Origin of the sequence: Fischerella sp. JS2 (genome assembly GCF_032393985.1) — a bacterium.
Taxonomy (GTDB): domain Bacteria; phylum Cyanobacteriota; class Cyanobacteriia; order Cyanobacteriales; family Nostocaceae; genus Fischerella.
Genome location: NZ_CP135918.1, coordinates 1,106,197 through 1,123,908, shown reverse-complemented (window position 1 = coordinate 1,123,908; position 17,712 = coordinate 1,106,197). Strand labels below are relative to the sequence as shown.

Here is a 17,712-nt window from a genome sequence, read left to right as displayed (position 1 = left end):
CATCTTAAGATGACTTTTACTATCAGCCTAGAGCTAAAGTTCTAGGCGTGCATATGACTAAAACAAAATTAATGAATATGACTGCGAATCATGTCATCAATCATCGTCTCTACATCCACCTCATCTAAATCTGATTCTGTTAGATAAAAGCGTGCATAGCGCTCATCTAAATCAAAAGCTTCGTCTAACCAACCTGCAAAACCACGGGCCCGTTTATCAATCTCCAGCAAAACTTCTAACTCCTCTGGGTGTAAACGGAAAATGACTTCTAACTCGTCTAGATAGTTTCTGTATTCTCCACTGGGTTTGAACTCAAATTCTTGTACAAAGGGATAAGAACCACCAAGAGAATGGGTATATTCACAATCCACTTTATGCAGATGAAAACCTAATCTTTCTACTGCTACAAATACTCGTTGCATTAGTGGATGAGGTTTCACTTCTAAAACATCTCTATCCCTGGGATTGATAGCAGTTTTAATATCCAAGCCTGTACGGATATATACTGGTATTCTACCCATTGTCAAGGGCATTTCATAGGGCAACTCTAAGGCAAACGGTACTACAATTTCTTCTTTAGGCTGAACAGTCAACCGTTCTAGCAGGCGGTAATCGACCATTACACACTCTTCATGAATGGTAGAATCATCGACTTCCCGCTCATATTCAGTAGCAAGTTTTAAATAAATATCACTGATATCCTGAGCTATATCACCACCAGTAATATGAACTTCTCCTTCCAATACATCACCTGGAATCACTGAAGCGTTAAAAATACGTGTATCAACTTTAGCTGCACCAATGCCAACGCTTGCTAACATTTTTTTAAACATTCTTTCTTGCTTACTCCTGTAGATTTGCTCTATTGTAGGCTGGCTAATACTGGGGTGTCACATCTAACACCCTTCTGTAGTTTCTACATAAGCAAGCTATAATTTTATGAAAAAATTGATTGTGAAAAAGTTTTTACCTTTAATTCGCTACTTCTGCCATTTCAATAATTCGCCCTTCGTAGTCCTTAACCAAAAAAATTAAGGGCTTTCTGCTACGAATCTTGAATTTCAATCCCCGCACTTCTACCCGCATTAAAATCATTTCCATACATTCGTGGTCAAAGCAAACGTGGCGTTGTTGATTTTTGCTGCCTAAACTAGCTCCCGTAATTACATGCAACTGAGTATTTTTCTTAAGTTGATACCACAGTCCCTCACTTGCATTCGACATTTTGTTAGAAAAGGAAGGACTACTTCCTAAGTAAAGCGGGTCAACTCCTGTTGCACCGATAGTTTGTTCATAGTTGTAGTAGTAGTGTAGGGGTACTTCTGCTGCTGGTAAATCTAGGAGTCCTTCATATAACTGTCGTGCAATTTCTAAATCCGACACCATAACTGTGTATACCTTTGGCGCACTGGTGAGGAACATCCACATGGCCCCAGCATAGGCTGCTAGTAGCATTACCATTATGCCTTGGGTAGAAAAAAGGCTATCTAATGGTATAGAAGGTAAAAAAGAGGCAAAAGTATAAGGATTAACCAACAATGATGTCACACTTGCTATAAACATGAACAGAATCGGGAATTATATATAAGGGAGCCGCTTTTGTCTTGTAGATTATGACTTAAATGAAGTCTTGATTTCTAGTGTATCAAGTGCTAATCCGTCTTGGTGTTGGGTCGAAATTGACTAACACTAAAAGACTATGTGATTAATTACAGAGATTGCGATCACCAAGTTAATTCTAACAACATAAGCAGAATCGGACTGTGCAAATTCCTCATTTTCCTGAAGCTAATCATCCCTTAGTTAAGTCACTGTTCCATCACACTGACCCAGAACTCGTTAGGTTGTTCCAGCAGCATCCAGAGTCGGGAAGATACTTTACAGCTATTTTTTGCCGCTATAGTCCTATAGTTTTTACAGTAATTCGCCATTCGGCGCGATCGCCTGTGCAAGCAGATTATTTATTTGCCTTGACTTGGCGACATATCTACTACGAATTGGGTGGACTTAATCTCAGTAGCACTCAACCTGGTAGGGAAAGTCTGACGTTACAAAATTGGCTCATTGATCAGACTGCTTACTGTATCAACGAGATTGAACTTCCTCCTACTGAAGCAATTCATTATTCTCTCAAAGCCACCTCTGTACCACTATGGTGTTATGTAGAACAAGCATTAGATCAAATGACACCAATTTTACGCTTGATGGTATTAATGGCTCAAACTTTTCACTGGAGCGAAACCAGAATTGCCGCTTATCTACAAGCTGAAGGAGAAGCGATCGCCCCCAGCGAAGTAGCCAATTTTCTTCAGGAAGGTTATCGTATGCTAGAGGAAAAATTACCAACAGATATTCGTGCTATCTACTTGGGTGAAAATTTACTGCCACCTGCAATTGCGTAGGAATACATAGTAATTATGTGTTTGGTAATGCTAATTAATAAACATACGAAACATTTTGTATAAAGCCGCAATTCCACGTCAAAGTTTATGAAACAATGGTGTTTGATACTAAAAATTAACCAAATTTTTACTTATAGATACAAGCAGGGGAAAAAGAGTTTAAAAAGTAAAGCTAATAAATCTTTTCCCCTTCCCCTTTCCCCCTTACCCTTTTTAGTTACTAGTTTTATATTTCATCCCATAACAGTGAATGCTGCGGATATTACTGAACAACTCCACCATCAGATAGATAAGTCTGTAGTGCGACAATCCACAGACCAAGCAGATACTTTGCTGCGAATCGGTCAGCAGCAACATGCCTCTGGCAAGTCTGATAAAGCCATTGAGTCTTGGTTACAAGCACTAGAAATTTATCACTCGCTTGGTGATCTCAACGCTCAAGGTTTAATTTACGATTACCTTGCTACAGGTTATGTCCAGTTGGGTCGTTATAAAGAAGCAGAAAACGCCATACGCCGACGCCTAGCGATCGCTCGTGATATCCATGACTTTCAAAGTCAAATTTTTGCCCTGAATAATATTGGTACATTATTGCTGCAACAAGGGGAACCCGCCGCTAGTGTACAAACTTTTGCCGAAGCTGTGGAAATTGCCCGCCACGTTAAAAATATCGAAGGTCAAGGACTGTCTTTAAGCAATTTGGGACTGGCAAATGCCAGGCTAGGAAATAACAACAAAGCCATCAAACTTTATGAAAATGCTTTAAGTTTCCGTCGTCAAGTTCGTGATCCCATTGGCGAGGCTAACACTCTCAATAATTTAGGTGATGCTTATCTCGAAGCGGGAGATTATCAAGGTACTATAGGGACTTATGGATCTGCACTGCGAATTGCCAAATATAGTAGTGATCGCGTTAATGAATTACGAGCAATTGATGGTCTAGTTACTGCTCACAGTTCTGTGGGACGCTATGAACGTGCTTTTGACTTGTTACAGCAGCGATTAATCTTAGCTCAAGAATTACAAAATCGGCGAGAAGAATTAAAATCTTTTGAGTCCTATGCTCAGTTATATGAGCAATTAGGTAATTTCCCGACTGCCCGTAATTTTTATGAAAGGGCAATTGCGGTAGCCAAGATACTAGAAGACACTAAGCAAGAAGTGCGATTACTAGATCGACTCACTCAAATGATGCGGAAGGCTAACTTGACTGAAACAAGCAGAAAAAATTATTAAATCATTGTAGGGTAAGTATCAATAACTTCTCGGTTAAAGGGCAATACGGTTCAGTTAAGGTTTTGATCTACCCCTGTAGAAGGTTTGTCTTGGTGTCTTAGTGTCTTTGTAGTGAACAAGATCATCTTGAAACCACTAAGACACTAAGACACAAAGAGTACTAACACCAACCGTATTGGGTTAAAGGGAAAAGGGAAAAGCGCGAGGGATGTTCCTTCCATTCCTTACCCCTTCACCTTTATGACTTACGCATCCTCTACAAATTCTTGGCGTCTACCCTGCGGGAAGCCTATGAGCGCGTCTATGGCGGTTCTATAAAGTAAAGCCTTTTGGCAACTTTTACGTAAGCCCTGACCTTTTACCTTTTCCCGGTCTAGTGTGTATTTACTTAGAAATAATTTATTAAATATATCTAACTTTTAAATTTTATAATTTTTAAATCTGCTTAATAATAATACGGTTGCGTCCCTCTGCTTTTGCTTGGTAAAGCGCCTGATCAGCTGCTTCAATTAAAGCTAATGGCGAAGTTTCAAAATTGGGAACAATAGTAGCGATTCCTAAACTGAGAGTTACAAACTGACTAACAGTAGATCCAGAGTGAACAATTTCTAATTCCCTTACTCCAGCCTGCATTGCTGCTGCGACATGAACTGCACCAGAAGCATGAGTGTGCGGCAAAATCACAGCAAATTCTTCACCACCATAACGTGCAACTAAATCCTGATATTTTTGGGCTGTGTCCTTTAAAACATTAGCCACCTTTTGCAAACAGACATCCCCAGCAGGATGACCATATTTATCGTTGTAAAGTTTAAAAAAATCGATATCGCATAAGATTAATGAGATTGGCGATCGCTGCTGTGCTAACTCCAACCACTGAGAATTGAAATATTGGTCAAAGCGACGGCGATTAGCTAGTCCAGTTAAGCCATCTTCGTTCGCAAGTTGCTGCAAAGCTTGGTTGGCTGCTTCTAACTGTTTATATACCTGCCCTTGTTGTAATAGCTTTCTCACCCTTCGGCGTAATACTGCCCAGTGAATGGGTTTAGTGACAAAATCACTAGCTCCAGCCTCAAAAGCACGGTCTACTGAGTCAGGATCATCTAATCCTGTAATCATCAGTATAGGAGTACGAGCCCACAATGTAGAAATCAAGCTATTACCACAACCAGATACGCTATCAAGGGATGCAAGTGCTAACACTAAATTTTTCTTGGCAATTTGCATCAATTCCTGACAACAGGTAAAGCCATCCATTGTTGGCATGACTGCATCTAACAAAATTAAATCAGGCTTGACAGCAGTATAAGCATCTAAACACTCTTTACCATTACTGACTTCAACTACTCGGTAGCCTTCTTGTTCCATAGCCTCACGCAACAGAAGTCGCATGGTTGTATCATCATCAGCTACGAGAATCAGAGGGGGTTTATTGGAAATAGAATTAAATGAGCTTATCCCTAACATGAGTTGAATTTTATAGGAAATAAAAGCTTAGGTAATAAAAAAGCCAATACATTTCTGCTAATGCTGCTAAATTGTTGGTTTTGATGTTTTTTATTGAAAAAAAGCCTTATTAACACTAATTTGAAAAATGATAGCGACAGATAAATTAACAGAACCTATACCCAGATGGGATTTCTCGATCCAAAATCCAAAATGGTATAGCTGCTGGCTGAACACAGATTGTGTGAACCAGACCAATTATTTTTCGTGGAATTGATTTGTGTAAAAGTAAAGAACATGTAGCGTTATTTGTTTTTTGTATGAATGAGTGTGGACTACCACGCACTTGCAAGGTAGGGAAATGTTACTATTTATATTTCCCAGCTACAAACAAGCAATTACTATTTTTTTGAAAACTTCAAATGTATATTCGCAGTTTAAGGTTACGCAGTGTGCTTAAACACCAACTGCATTAGGACAAAAATGGTTGATTACGTAAGTATGCCGTTAATCTGGAATTTATAATTATGGAGTTAAAACGAATAAATTTAATTTTGTTCCAATAACAGTAATTATTTGGTAAATTTACTTAACTAACATCTAAAAAATATAAATAAATACGGTTATAAATAAAATAAAGATAACACGACAAAAAATTAGGTGAAAAGCTTGCGTTTTTTCTGCTAAACACCCATCCTACTGAAATCTATTGAGTATTTGTTATGCCAGATTCATTAATGTACCAGCAAGATCATTTTGTTGTTTTAGAAACAAATCAAGAGGAACAGTTTCTGACGGCATCAGAACTATTAGAAAAATTGACAGATATTCTCCAAAAACTCAATCCTCAAGATTTACCCCCTGATATACGTTCTTTGGATTCTATCGAAGCAAGAGCGAAATATTTGCTTGACACTAGTTGTGAATTGGATGTTGGTCCCGGGCAATATTTACAATGGTACGCGGTGCGCCTAGAGAAATAAATTTAGTCAATTGTCTACTGTCCATTGTTTTGACAATTGACTATTCATATTGGACTATTTTGTAGTCGCAATCAATGTTAGTTCAATAGTATCTTCTCCTGGCTGTGTGACTTTAACATCGACTCCAGGACCAAAATAACTAACCATTTTCTCTTGTTTTTGCTGCCAGATATCAATTGGTATTGTTGAAGAATCAAATTCTAAAATCAAGGCATAATTTCCGTTGATATCTTCTTCTCGTAACCCTGTGATCAGTGGTAGTTCTCCATCTGAACAAGTTAAACCCAAGTAAGATAAAGCACGATCAAAATGAGCATTTTGCCCGTAGGAATAACGAGTCAGGTCTTTGCGAATTTTATTTTGAGTGGGAGTTGCTTGCTGCTGACGCAGTTCTAAAACTGTAGGCGTAGTAGCTTGACTGAAGGGTATCGGTTTGAGTTCATTAGCTTTAAGTGCCAATCCTCCTAGCACTAGTGGAATCCCGTAAAAAAACCCAACCAGATTAAGAGTAGCATTATCGTTAGCGTAGGCGATGAAGCCAATGATGGTTAAGACACCACCGATGGTTAAACCCAGGGTTCCCAGAGAAACTTGGCGTAACATGAGTTAATTTTTAATAGTTTTTTTTAGCACCAGTTTTATTATCATCGGTGATCGCCTACAGATTAGGGAAGAGGATAGATAAAAGTCTCTATTATTTTGAGTTAACTTTGAATTTGAACATAATGTAAGACGGAAATCCAAAATTATGGACCCACAAACTATCAAAGAACAAATTGCCCAAATTCAAAGTAAACGGGAATACCTACTCAGCTTACTGGAACAACCAAACTTGGGGACTTTAAGAATAGACGTAAATCAAGCTTTGGAAGAAATGGATGAGTTAATAGATGAATATAGACGCACCTTTCCTGAAACAGAATCTAATTAAGCCAAACTAAGCTACAGTAATAAAACTTATGTCGGTAGCAACCTTTGATTCTGGTTCTACCGACAACTTTTCCACTTCTTCCAAATATCCAAACTCCCAACTCAGCATTTTTGTTTGTTTATCCAGCAAAAGTACCATTAATCGTCCTTTGGCCTAGTTGCCTAACCAAGGAAACTAGTTCTGTGGTAGGCACATCTTTTTTACAAACAGCATCTAAACAAGCTCTTGCCTTTCCTTCAATAAGTTTAGAGTCATCTACTGATGAGTAAGCAATAATCTGAGTGCTAGGATCAATAGCTTTAATCTCACCGGACGCAATCCACCCATCCATAACTGGCATTTGCAAGTCTAGAACAATCACATCAGGCTTGTGGCGCTTAACCATTTCTATGGCTTCCTGACCATTACAAGCTAAACCTACAACTTGGATATTTTCTTGACCAGAAAATATTAATTGCAGAGTTAAGCGTGTTAGTTCGTGGTCATCAACCACTAGAACGCGCAAGGTAGAAGACTCACAAGACAACATTAACATCCACGCAAACTATAAGGTTAAAGCATGACAGCCTTTATAGTTTATGGGAATAACTACTGGAACTAACTCTACCCTATGGTTGAATAAATTCTATCTTTTCACAAGATTTGAGATTAATATTTAGTAATATTAATTTTCTTCAGCAAAGGTATGTAATTACTTGTCAGGATACACATAATTCTTTCTTGAATTCATCAAGTTTGAGGCGATCGCTGGTGGGCTTAAAGCCATAGACATGAGAATTTTTTGTGAATTAGCCTCAGGACAATCTTCACCAGGACGACGTTGAATATAACTGCCATCCGCTTGTAACTCCCAAGCTTGGCGATTATCTGCCAACATAATACCTAAAATTTCTTGCAAATCTTTAGCAATATCTGGATCTAAGATTGGGGTAATTACTTCCACTCGCCGATCTAGGTTACGAGGCATCCAGTCGGCACTGCCAATGTAAATTTCTTCTTCACTATTATTGTAGAAATAGAAAATCCGGGAGTGTTCTAAAAATCGACCCACAATACTAATAACGCGAATATTTTCGCTGATATCTTTAAGTCCAGGACGTAAACAGCAAATACCCCTGACAATTAAGTCGATTTGTACACCTGCGCGGGAAGCTTTGTAAAGTTCAGAAATGATTTGTGGGTCGACAAGAGAGTTCATTTTCGCAACGATACGCCCAGAAAAACCTTTTTGAGCATTTTCGACTTCTCTTGTAATCAGTCCAATAAAGCGATCGCGTAAATTCACAGGTGCTACCAATAATTGGCGATAAGACTTTTGCCGTGAGTATCCAGTCAAGAAATTAAATACATCTGTAACATCTGCCCCTAACTCTTCTTGGCAAGTAAATAATCCCAAATCTGTATATAATCGTGCTGTTTTGGGGTTGTAATTGCCAGTGCCAATATGAACATAGCGACGGATACGGTCTTGTTCGCGCCGTACAACCATGACTATTTTAGAGTGGGTTTTCAAACCGACTAGACCGTAAACAACGTGAATTCCCACGCTTTCTAAACGCTTAGCCCAAAATATATTATTCTCTTCATCAAACCGCGCTTTCAGTTCTACTAATACAGATACTTGCTTGCCATTTTCCGCAGCAGCAATTAGCGCATTAATGATTGGTGAATCACCAGAAGTACGGTAGAGAGTCATTTTAATTGCTAGGACATTCGGGTCATGGGCTGCACTAGTAATAAAGCGCACTACTGATGCTGTAAAAGATTGATAAGGATGGTGTACGAGTAAATCTCGTTCCCGAATTACAGCAAAAAAGTCTCTGCCTTCTTCTATTTCTAGGACCTCGGAACTGGGATTAACTTCGCGAATACGTTGCAGACGAGGGGGGACAACAGACTGCCAAGGAGGATCTTTCAGTTCTGCTGGGACGCTCAAAGACATAAAATACATTAAGTCGTGTAGTCCCAAAAGACCATCTACTTCATAGACATCGCTTTCAGTTAATTCCAAATCTTGCAATAGTCGGTTGCGTATGACATCAGGAGTTTGGGATTGAATTTCTAGTCGAACAGGAGTACCACCGACTCGCCGTTTTCGCAGTTCTTGCTCAATTAAAAGTAGTAAATCGTCGGCTTCATCTTCTTCTAGTTCTAGATCAGCATCACGAGTAATCCGGAAGGGATGATATTCTTGAATATTCATCCCTGGAAAAAGCGACTCTAAATTGTGAGCGATCGCCTGTTCCAAGGGTACGCCAGTCCACAAAGCAGGTTTCCCGTGCCGTTGAATTCCCAACTCTGGGGGTAAAGGCAAAAATCGCGGTAGAACTTTCGGGACTTTAACTCTCGCAAAAAATTCTTCTTCTGTTTCTGGGTTTTTAACTACAACTGCTAAATTTAAACTGAGATTAGAAATGTAGGGAAAAGGATGGCTAGGGTCAACAGCAAGAGGAGTGATAACGGGAAAGATTTGTTCTTCAAAATAATTGTCTAAATATTTACGCTGTTTTTCAGTCAAATCTATGTAATCCAAAATATGGATGTTGTGATTGGCTAAAAGAGGTCTTAATACTTGCTCAAAATGTTGATGCTGTTGGGCTACTAAAGGACGTAAAACAAAACTGATATCATCCAGTTGTTGTTGTGGTGTCCTACCGTCAAAACTTAATTGGCTAACTTTTGCTTCTACTTGTTGCTTTAAAACTGCAACGCGCACCATGAAGAACTCATCTAAGTTAGAACTGAAGATAGCCAAAAACTTGAGGCGTTCTAAAAGGGGTGTGCGTGAATCTAGAGCTTCATGCAATACTCTGCTATTGAATTCTAGCCAGCTTAACTCACGATTTAAGTAATATTGTGTATCGTTAAGATTAATTTGTTGATTGGTGGTCTTTTTAGATTTCGCCATGATCACCTAAACACAGGCAAGCCTAGCCCATACAACTGAACTCAGTACCAACCCATCAGTATTTTAATTAGAGCCACTAGTGTGCAAATTTTTTACTTTAATGAGCGGATAAGTCAATCATAAATCATATTTAAGTGAAATCAAGAGTCAGCTAATCGCTTTTACAGGGGAGCTTGACTAAGACCCTTTTATATTTAATGTTTTAGATTTTGGAGCTAGTTAACTAAGGGTTTTCCCTCAATTTATCTCTTGTAGTGATACCAAAGTGAAGCGTTGTTACACCTACTATAATTTTTGCAAAAGCAATAAGATCTTGGATACTTTAATACTTAATTAATCACATTTATTTGTAAGTAAATTATCAAGAAATTCTTCTTTTATAAGCTATATTTTTAGTAATTATTGAGTTCATAGTTTTAACTGACAACTTGTACCAGTCTCAAGAATTTCCAACATCTCGCCCTCAAATAAATTTGGGGCTAATAGCTGAAGTCAACTTAAAGTAAACTCATGTTTTATTGAGTCATCTTTTAGATGACTTTTGCTATCAGCCAAGGATTTTAATCCTTCTGCCATCTGCCCTCAGCATAGCTGCCTGATCTTCAATTAAGCTTGACTACAAACACAGAGCAATTGGCTTCTTCTACTACTTGACTACTAACTGAACCCTGAACTATTCGGTTCATACCAGTCAATCCACGACTACCAATCACAATTAAATCAGCTTTGTAAATATTGGCAAGGCGGATTATTTCTTCTGCTGGATCACCGGTAACTAATTCTATTTCACTTGGCACAGGTAACTGTGCTTGATAAGATTGCAGTTGTTTTTCGATCTGTAGATAAGAAAGGGCTGGGGAATCTGAGTGAGGTCTATCGGCAGGCAATTCCATTTCTAACTCAGGGGGAGGGAAAACATGACAAAGGACAACTTTGCTGTCTTTTGGTAGTACTAAATCGTTTAAAGTTTCAATGACTCGCTCTGCAATACCTGAAGAGTCTAGAGCTACCAAAATAGTCTTTAGCACGGCTTGTATCTCCAAAAGTGCAAACCCCTGTAATTAAAAGTAATAGTTTTCAAGATTACACTAAGGTGAATGTAGGCTTAAAGTTTAAGTTTGACGCCACAATTTGGTTTTTGTCAAAAGTCTGGAGAAAATTTAATAATTCTTGTTTGTTGTTTGTTATTTGTTAGGCTATCAACGACCTACTAGCAACTATCAACCATCAACAATATGATTTATTCTTCTTTTTGAACTCGCCGTCTTACGGAATCAGCATGAGAGGCTAAGCCTTCGGCTGCTGCTAGTGCATCAATTGCGCCTGCTACTTTTTCCAAGGCAGTTTGTGAGTACTGAATAATACTTGAGTATTTGAGGAAAGTTTCGACTCCCAATGGCGAAGCATAGCGGGCTGCACCAGAGGTAGGTAAGGTATGGTTGGGCCCAGCAATATAGTCTCCTACTGCTTCCGGTGTGGAGTGACCTAAGAAAATTGCCCCAGCATGGCGAATGAATGGTAGGACTTTCTCCCAAGGATCTTCCACTTCTAGTTCTAGGTATTCGGGAGCAAACTCATTTGAGAGTTCGGCTGCTGCCTGTAGGGATTCTACAATTACAATCAAGCCGTAGTGAGCGAGGGCTTTTTCTGTAAGGGTGCGTCTCGGGTGATCTACTAATTGTCTTTCGACAGCAACTTGCACGTTCTTAGCTAAAGCCGGATCTGTGGTCAATAAAATTGCCGCCGCCATTTGATCGTGTTCTGCTTGTGCTAGCATATCTGCTGCTACATGAACGGGATTCGCGGTTTCATCGGCAATAATCAGCACTTCGCTCGGGCCCGCTAAAGAATCAATACCAACTGTTCCATAAACCAGTTTTTTTGCCAAAGTCACATAAATGTTACCTGGTCCGGTGATGACATCGACTTTAGGAATTGTTTTTGTACCATAGGCTAAAGCAGCGATCGCTTGCGCTCCACCAACGCGATAAATTTCTTGCAACCCAACTTCTTGGGCAGCTACCAAAACTGCTGGGTAAATCGTTTTACCTGCTCCTGGAGGTGTCACCATAATTATACGGCGTACTCCTGCTATCTGGGCAGGAATTGCATTCATTAAGACTGTACTTGGGTATGCAGCGCGACCACCAGGTACGTATATTCCTGCTCGATCTACAGGAGTATAGCGTTTGCCGAGAACCACTTCATCATCATCAAAGTGTACCCAACTTTTCGGAACTCGTTGGCGGTGAAACGCTTCAATTTGGCGACAAGCCAGTCTAATTGCTTCCACTAGTTCTTTTGAGACCTGTTGATAGGCAGCATCTATTTCTGAGCCTGTAACCCGTAGTTCTTCTGGTCTGAGAATTTGATGATCAAATTCTGCTGTGTAATGTAATACAGCTTTATCACCTTGGCGCTTCACCGCTTGCAACACTTCCCGCACTGTTGCTTCTTTATGAAGCACCTGTTCGTCATTGGTGCGATCGCAGATCCTTTGTAATTCTGATCTGACGTCTGCCTGCTGAGTAATGATTCGCAGCATGGAGTAAGGACAATGCCAACTTTAAAATATTCCCGCTTGAGAATGAGTTTTGCTTCTTGCCCTCAGGGGGAAGGGTAGCTAACACCAACTCTCTTTTCTAGCTTAACCTGGATTTTTTTGATACTCTCAAGGTTTGTAGCATATGACTTTTTTACAAAGGCCACCAAATTGTGATCATTCTAGTCGGTTTCCGGCTAATTTAGTAGTATTTAAAAAAGTCTTACTAGTTACTCTCAACGATAAGCACTTTTTTCATGTTTATCATATCCCCAAATTAGGGAGATGGATTGTTTTCACATTTAGTCGGTTTTTGATTGCATAGGTAGGCTCTAAGTATACTTTCTGCCTATCTTTCTAATTTAGTAGCTAACATTATTGTATGGATACAGATGAGCGGATGTCTAAATTTCGGCTTCTGAACTTTAGCTGTTTACACTTTATTACCTCTATCAATACATATCATTTGAAGATGGATTAAATTTTAAGCAATCACTACCACTTGGTAACAGGTGGTGAATGAGATAACTGATTTATCGAGTACTTAATTTTAACGTATTTCTAGTGGTGAAAACAAAATATAAAGAGGCTTTCATAAATACTGTCAAACAAAAATGAATTTTTTCCTCAAGATGAGATCAATTGTCAACGAGGATTTTCAAATTGCCTAAGCCAAAAATCAACAGAGTAAATATACTTGTTTATTTTCCTACAAATTCTCAAAATATATCTGTCATTGACATAACAGATATATTTTTCTGTCTTAAAAATGAGTGTGGGGTGTAAGGGTGTAGGGGTGTAGGAGGAGTCAAATTTTCATGCCCTCATTGTGTGATTTATCACATGGCTGTCTAGCGTGAAACTAATCTTCTGCCTAATGAGTTGAAAGTAACCTCACCCCGGCTGCGCCACCCCTCTCCTTACCAAGGAGAGGGGTTGGAGGTGAGAGTTTTTCATGCTTGGTGGTGGAACTTGTTTAATAGGGACTATCGCCTTTCTTCGGTAAAAAAACTATAAAAGCTTTATAGGTCTTCTTAGTTCTTTCTTCATATACACCCAGACTAACAAAAAGCGGGGATATAGTTAGTTTTGCTATATCCCCGCAAGAATTTGTGACTACGCTAGTTTATTCGTCGTCTTCGTCCTCAAAATCATCTTCATCGTAATCATCTTCGTCGTCTTCTGTCAGATCGTTGATTTCACCCGGAATCAAATCATCATCATCATCTAGAATTGACTTTGGTCTGCTGCCATAAGTCATTTCTCCTACTCCTAGAGTTGGAGAATCTAAGTTGTAGGTACGGGCTGTGCGATCATCCAGCACCATATCTAATGGATCTTCAACTTCATCCAAGACGCTACTGCTGAAGGAATCAGTGTAGTCTTCGACTATACCGGATTCTTCGTAGGTATTAAAGCCTGTGCCAGCAGGAATCAATCGTCCGATAATCACGTTTTCTTTCAAACCACGTAACCAATCAGATTTACCTTCTATTGCTGCTTCGGTTAATACCCGAGTAGTTTCTTGGAAGGACGCGGCAGAAATGAAGCTATCAGTATTTAAAGATGCTTTGGTAATACCCAACAATACAGGAGTGTATTGCGCCCTCGCACCGCCGGTAATTGCCATCGCTTCGTTTACCTGTTCGATTTGACGCAGTTCTACCAATTCACCAGGCAGCATAGTGGTGTCACCACCATCATCAACCCGTACTTTAGAAGTCATCTGACGAACAATCACTTCAATGTGTTTATCAGCAATATCAATTCCTTGAGACTGATACACCATTTGTACTTCATTCACCAGGAAGGTTTGCACCTTCTGCAAGGCATGACTAGCACAGGCGTAGACTCCATCTTCAGAACCAAGGTTAAAGAAGACGTCCAAGATTTCGTGGGGGTTGGCTGGGCCGTCTGTGAGTGGCTGTCCAGCACTGACTGTTTGCCCGTCTGTAACTACTAAGTTTTGTCCAGGGCCAATCGTATAGTCTGTAACTACAGCGTTTGGTTCGATCACTTTTATAGCGATCGCTTCGTCACCATCACCATAGATAACCTTAACTTCTCCTGCTCTCTTAGCTAAGATACATGCCTCTTTTGGCTTACGAGCTTCGAGGAGTTCTTCAATTCTCGGCAAACCTTGGATGATGTCTCCTGTCTTGGCGCGTTCAAATACTAACAACACCAAGTTATCACCACGCTGCACCAAATCGCCGTCTTCTACTTGTAAAATCGCACCACCACTGACGCGGTAGGGACGACCAACACGGATGGTAACAGAGTAGTTTTGAGTAGCCAGTGCTGATTCATCAGCCGTAGTTTCTCCTGCACTTTCTGCTTTTTTCACTGCTACAACTTGCCCAGATTCTTCAGCAATGACTCCTGAAGCAATTTCTGTACCTTCTACCACCAAATCACCCGGCTTTATTTTGGGTTGGACAGCGCAATTCATCTTGATCATGTCGTGTTGTTGACGCAACACCAAGCAACGACGAACAGCTTCTGTACCTTTTTTGACGCCCCGTACAATACCGCCTTCTTTACATAAGATTTGGGTACGTGCTACTACTGCACCAGGAGCAATAGTTTGTCCGTCTTCAACTTCAAGGGTTGTATTTGTACTACCTTGAGTAGCATCAGCGGTAATATCTCGACGAACCGTTAAAGATTCCAAAATAACTAGCTGCAAACGTTGAATTTCTGGATCATTAGTATCAGCTACCAATTCAATATCTGCTGCCAAGGGGGAAGCTGTGTGGTCTTGCTCGTCTTCTTGCTCAATTTCCAAGACTAGTTGGGTTCGTAGCAGTTCTACACCTTCAACACATTTAACACGTTCAGAATCTTTGTAAGGCAGCCTTTGTACAGCCCGCAATTGAATTGAACGGGCAGTTTGCTGACTCACAGATGTAGTAGAAGGCACATCAGGATAGTTGGGTACTGCATACTCAACCACCAAACGACTTAATAAGGCAGGACCTTCTGGTGTTTCCACGTACTGAATGTAGCGCAGTTCATTAAAGGTTTGTCCCAGTAGTTCTTCACCAGGTTGGATAAAGGTGTTATCTTTACTCATCACTGCTTCTGGGTCATCTACCATCAGCAGGTCTCCTGGTTTAATTACAACTTCTCGCAGAATGTCATTTTTCTGGGTGACTTCAATCACACCATTGTTTTGGCAGAAGATATCCTTAACTACTTCAGTACCAGCTTCAACATACTGACCGTCTTCCACTAACAGCAAGGAGATGTCTTTATTCACTTCGTGGGTTTCTTCAGGAATCCACAGTAAAGTTCCGCCTTGCACCACTTCGTAACCTTGCTTGGCTTTACCTTTTTTCTGGACTTCTACACCAGCGTATTTGAGCATTCCACCAGTAGTGGTACGATAACGGTCGTCAATCAACTCGGCGACTACCTGACCGTTTTGGACTTTTGTACCAGGTGTTGCCCTCAAGTTAAAGACTTGATTATTACCAGTGCTAACTAAGTAGTTATTTTTACCTTGCGAACTTTGGACAGTGACTGTAGCTTGGTCTAAAATTACAGAAGCTGTAATGATTTCAATTTCCCGTGTAGATTTGCCTGGGGTAGCTTCGGGCAAACGTACCACACCACCGTGCTGGGTGGTGAGCTTGGTTTCTGCGAGGACACCATTAGTCGCGACGGTATCATTTTCTTTGACTACCAATTCTGCACCAGGTGGTAAGTTATACACTTCCCCTGACAAAATCCAGATTAAACCACCCCGTGCTGCTGTGGTGGTGGTGTTACCTTGACGGTCAGTTTTTTGTTCTGCAACAACATCGGCGAACTTAACTTCCCCGGCTAAGTCAGACGCTACGTCTTTCACAGCTTTTTCTGTATTAGCGCGAGTTGTACGTCCGCCAAGGGCTACTTCTGCGATTAATTGACCTTGCTTGACTTGTTGTCCATCTACAACGTAGAGTGTTGAACCTTGAGTAACAGCAATTTCCCTGGTTGTTGAGTCACCCGCATCCAAAGTTAGTGTGCCGTTCGTTTCCACATACAAAGCATCTTCACCGTGACGGGTACGATATGGTCTTGTGCGCAGGCGACGGGGGAAACGAATTGTACCAGCCATTACAGCGCGTTCTTGTTTAGCCACTTCCCCAGTGAATACACCGCCTGTGTGGAAAGTACGCATCGTCAGCTGGGTACCCGGTTCACCGATACTTTGGGCAGCAATAATACCTACAGCTTCACCTAAATCTACCATTTTGGCGTGGGCTAAACTCCAGCCATAGCAATGTTGGCAAACTGATCGTGCTGCTTCACAAGTCAAGGGCGATCGCACTACTACTTCAGTAACACCTGATTTTTCAATGATTTTTGCCAAGTCGTCAGAAATGGGTGTATTTCGAGGTGCGATGACTTCACCGGTGGTGGGATGTACCACATCTTCCGCCACAACTCGCCCCATGAGGCGGGTTTCTAGCCTAATCATAGTCTTACCACCTTCGGTCATTGCCCGGATGGGAATTCCTCTGGTAGTTCCACAGTCAAACTCCCGGATAATCACATCCTGGGAAACGTCCACCAGACGACGGGTGAGATAACCAGAGTCTGCTGTGCGGAGGGCGGTATCTACCAAACCTTTGCGCGCACCGTAAGAGGAAATAATGTACTCAGTAACGGTGAGTCCTTCCCGGAAGTTGGTTTTGATCGGTAAGTCAATAATTTCCCCTTGCGGATCTGCCATCAGTCCCCGCATTCCTACCAATTGCCGTACTTGGGAGATATTACCCCTAGCTCCAGAAAATGCCATCATATACACGGAGTTAAGGGGGTTTGTCTTTTTGAAGTGGGTGACAACTTCGTCTTTAAGGGCTTCAGAAGTACCGTTCCAGGTATCAATTACTTTTTGGAAACGTTCTACTTCCGTAATTTCCCCCCGTTGGTAACGTTCTTCTGTAGCGCGAATTTCTGCTTCTGCGGCTTCTAGGAGCGATCGCTTGGAAGGAGGCACCATCAAATCTTCTACGCTGATTGAAACCCCAGCTTTAGTAGCATAGCGGAAACCCAAATCTTTTAATTTGTCCGCCATCACAGCCGTCCGCGCTGTACCATAGTGCGTAAACGCCCAAGAAATCAAATTACGCAGTTGACCTTTGTCAACGACGCGATTGCGGAAAATCATTTTGTCGTTAGTCATTTGTCAATAGTCCAGAGTCAATAGTCCAGAGTCAATAGTCCAGAGTCAATAGTCCAGAGTCAATAGTCCAGAGTCAATAGTGATGCTA

General features: G+C 40.7%; 12 protein-coding genes and 1 pseudogene. 4 read left to right on the top strand and 9 right to left on the bottom strand.

The window, feature by feature from the left end; translation table 11 throughout:
* Positions 1-68: 68 nt before the first annotated feature.
* Positions 69-833, bottom strand: a complete 765-nt coding sequence (locus RS893_RS04740; RefSeq protein WP_315790104.1) for a sporulation protein — start codon at positions 831-833, stop codon at positions 69-71.
* Positions 834-972: 139 nt separating this feature from the next.
* Positions 973-1,563, bottom strand: coding sequence for a glyoxalase-like domain protein (locus tag RS893_RS04735; RefSeq protein ID WP_315790103.1), 591 nt, complete (start codon positions 1,561-1,563; stop codon positions 973-975).
* A gap of 200 nt (positions 1,564-1,763) precedes the next feature.
* Here RS893_RS04735 and RS893_RS04730 point away from each other — a divergent pair, with 200 nt between their 5' ends.
* Both RS893_RS04730 and RS893_RS04725 read left to right on the top strand, forming a co-directional pair.
* On the top strand, positions 1,764-2,402 hold the full coding sequence (locus tag RS893_RS04730) for a sigma-70 family RNA polymerase sigma factor (RefSeq protein WP_315790102.1): 639 nt from the start codon (positions 1,764-1,766) through the stop codon (positions 2,400-2,402).
* Positions 2,403-2,489: 87 nt separating this feature from the next.
* Positions 2,490-3,638: a tetratricopeptide repeat protein gene (locus RS893_RS04725; protein ID WP_315790101.1), complete on the top strand. Its 1,149-nt coding sequence runs from the start codon at positions 2,490-2,492 to the stop codon at positions 3,636-3,638.
* A 435-nt stretch (positions 3,639-4,073) separates the two neighbouring features.
* Here RS893_RS04725 and RS893_RS04720 read toward each other — a convergent pair whose 3' ends face one another.
* Positions 4,074-5,105, bottom strand: coding sequence for a PleD family two-component system response regulator (locus RS893_RS04720; protein WP_315790100.1), 1,032 nt, complete (start codon positions 5,103-5,105; stop codon positions 4,074-4,076).
* Positions 5,106-5,806: 701 nt separating this feature from the next.
* On the opposite strand from RS893_RS04720, the gene RS893_RS04715 reads away from it, so the two are divergent.
* A complete protein-coding gene (locus tag RS893_RS04715; RefSeq protein WP_315790099.1) occupies positions 5,807-6,067 on the top strand; it encodes a chlororespiratory reduction protein 7 in 261 nt (86 codons plus the stop codon).
* A gap of 54 nt (positions 6,068-6,121) precedes the next feature.
* Here RS893_RS04715 and RS893_RS04710 read toward each other — a convergent pair whose 3' ends face one another.
* Positions 6,122-6,670, bottom strand: a complete 549-nt coding sequence (locus RS893_RS04710; RefSeq protein ID WP_315790098.1) for a DUF2854 domain-containing protein — start codon at positions 6,668-6,670, stop codon at positions 6,122-6,124.
* A gap of 118 nt (positions 6,671-6,788) precedes the next feature.
* Here RS893_RS04710 and RS893_RS04705 point away from each other — a divergent pair.
* Positions 6,789-6,998 (top strand): annotated as a pseudogene (locus RS893_RS04705) (hypothetical protein); the annotation flags it as partial.
* Between the two features lie 118 nt (positions 6,999-7,116).
* On the opposite strand, the gene RS893_RS04700 reads toward RS893_RS04705, so the two are convergent.
* The 5 genes from RS893_RS04700 to RS893_RS04680 form a co-directional block, all read right to left on the bottom strand.
* A complete protein-coding gene (locus RS893_RS04700) occupies positions 7,117-7,533 on the bottom strand; it encodes a response regulator transcription factor (RefSeq protein ID WP_315790096.1) in 417 nt (138 codons plus the stop codon).
* Between the two features lie 156 nt (positions 7,534-7,689).
* Positions 7,690-9,906 carry a polyphosphate kinase 1 gene (ppk1, locus tag RS893_RS04695; RefSeq protein ID WP_315790095.1) on the bottom strand — a complete coding sequence of 739 codons (2,217 nt, stop codon included), beginning with the start codon at positions 9,904-9,906 and terminating at the stop codon, positions 7,690-7,692.
* 602 nt (positions 9,907-10,508) lie between these two features.
* Entirely contained in the window at positions 10,509-10,934 is a 426-nt protein-coding gene (locus RS893_RS04690) for a universal stress protein (protein WP_315790094.1), read from the bottom strand.
* A 212-nt stretch (positions 10,935-11,146) separates the two neighbouring features.
* A complete protein-coding gene (hisD, locus tag RS893_RS04685; protein ID WP_315790093.1) occupies positions 11,147-12,451 on the bottom strand; it encodes a histidinol dehydrogenase in 1,305 nt (434 codons plus the stop codon).
* Between the two features lie 1,123 nt (positions 12,452-13,574).
* Positions 13,575-17,624 (bottom strand): DNA-directed RNA polymerase subunit beta'', encoded by a 4,050-nt coding sequence (locus RS893_RS04680; RefSeq protein ID WP_315790092.1) that lies wholly within the window; start codon positions 17,622-17,624, stop codon positions 13,575-13,577.
* Positions 17,625-17,712: the final 88 nt, after the last annotated feature.

Coding starts and splice junctions, on each gene's coding strand:
- RS893_RS04740 (WP_315790104.1), bottom strand. CDS start 833: ATGTTTAAAAAAATGTTAGCAAGCGTTGGCATTGGTGCAGCTAAAGTT.
- RS893_RS04735 (WP_315790103.1), bottom strand. CDS start 1,563: ATGTTTATAGCAAGTGTGACATCATTGTTGGTTAATCCTTATACTTTT.
- RS893_RS04725 (WP_315790101.1), top strand. CDS start 2,490: ATGAAACAATGGTGTTTGATACTAAAAATTAACCAAATTTTTACTTAT.
- RS893_RS04720 (WP_315790100.1), bottom strand. CDS start 5,105: ATGTTAGGGATAAGCTCATTTAATTCTATTTCCAATAAACCCCCTCTG.
- RS893_RS04715 (WP_315790099.1), top strand. CDS start 5,807: ATGCCAGATTCATTAATGTACCAGCAAGATCATTTTGTTGTTTTAGAA.
- RS893_RS04710 (WP_315790098.1), bottom strand. CDS start 6,670: ATGTTACGCCAAGTTTCTCTGGGAACCCTGGGTTTAACCATCGGTGGT.
- RS893_RS04700 (WP_315790096.1), bottom strand. CDS start 7,533: ATGTTAATGTTGTCTTGTGAGTCTTCTACCTTGCGCGTTCTAGTGGTT.
- ppk1 (WP_315790095.1), bottom strand. CDS start 9,906: ATGGCGAAATCTAAAAAGACCACCAATCAACAAATTAATCTTAACGAT.
- hisD (WP_315790093.1), bottom strand. CDS start 12,451: ATGCTGCGAATCATTACTCAGCAGGCAGACGTCAGATCAGAATTACAA.
- RS893_RS04680 (WP_315790092.1), bottom strand. CDS start 17,624: ATGACTAACGACAAAATGATTTTCCGCAATCGCGTCGTTGACAAAGGT.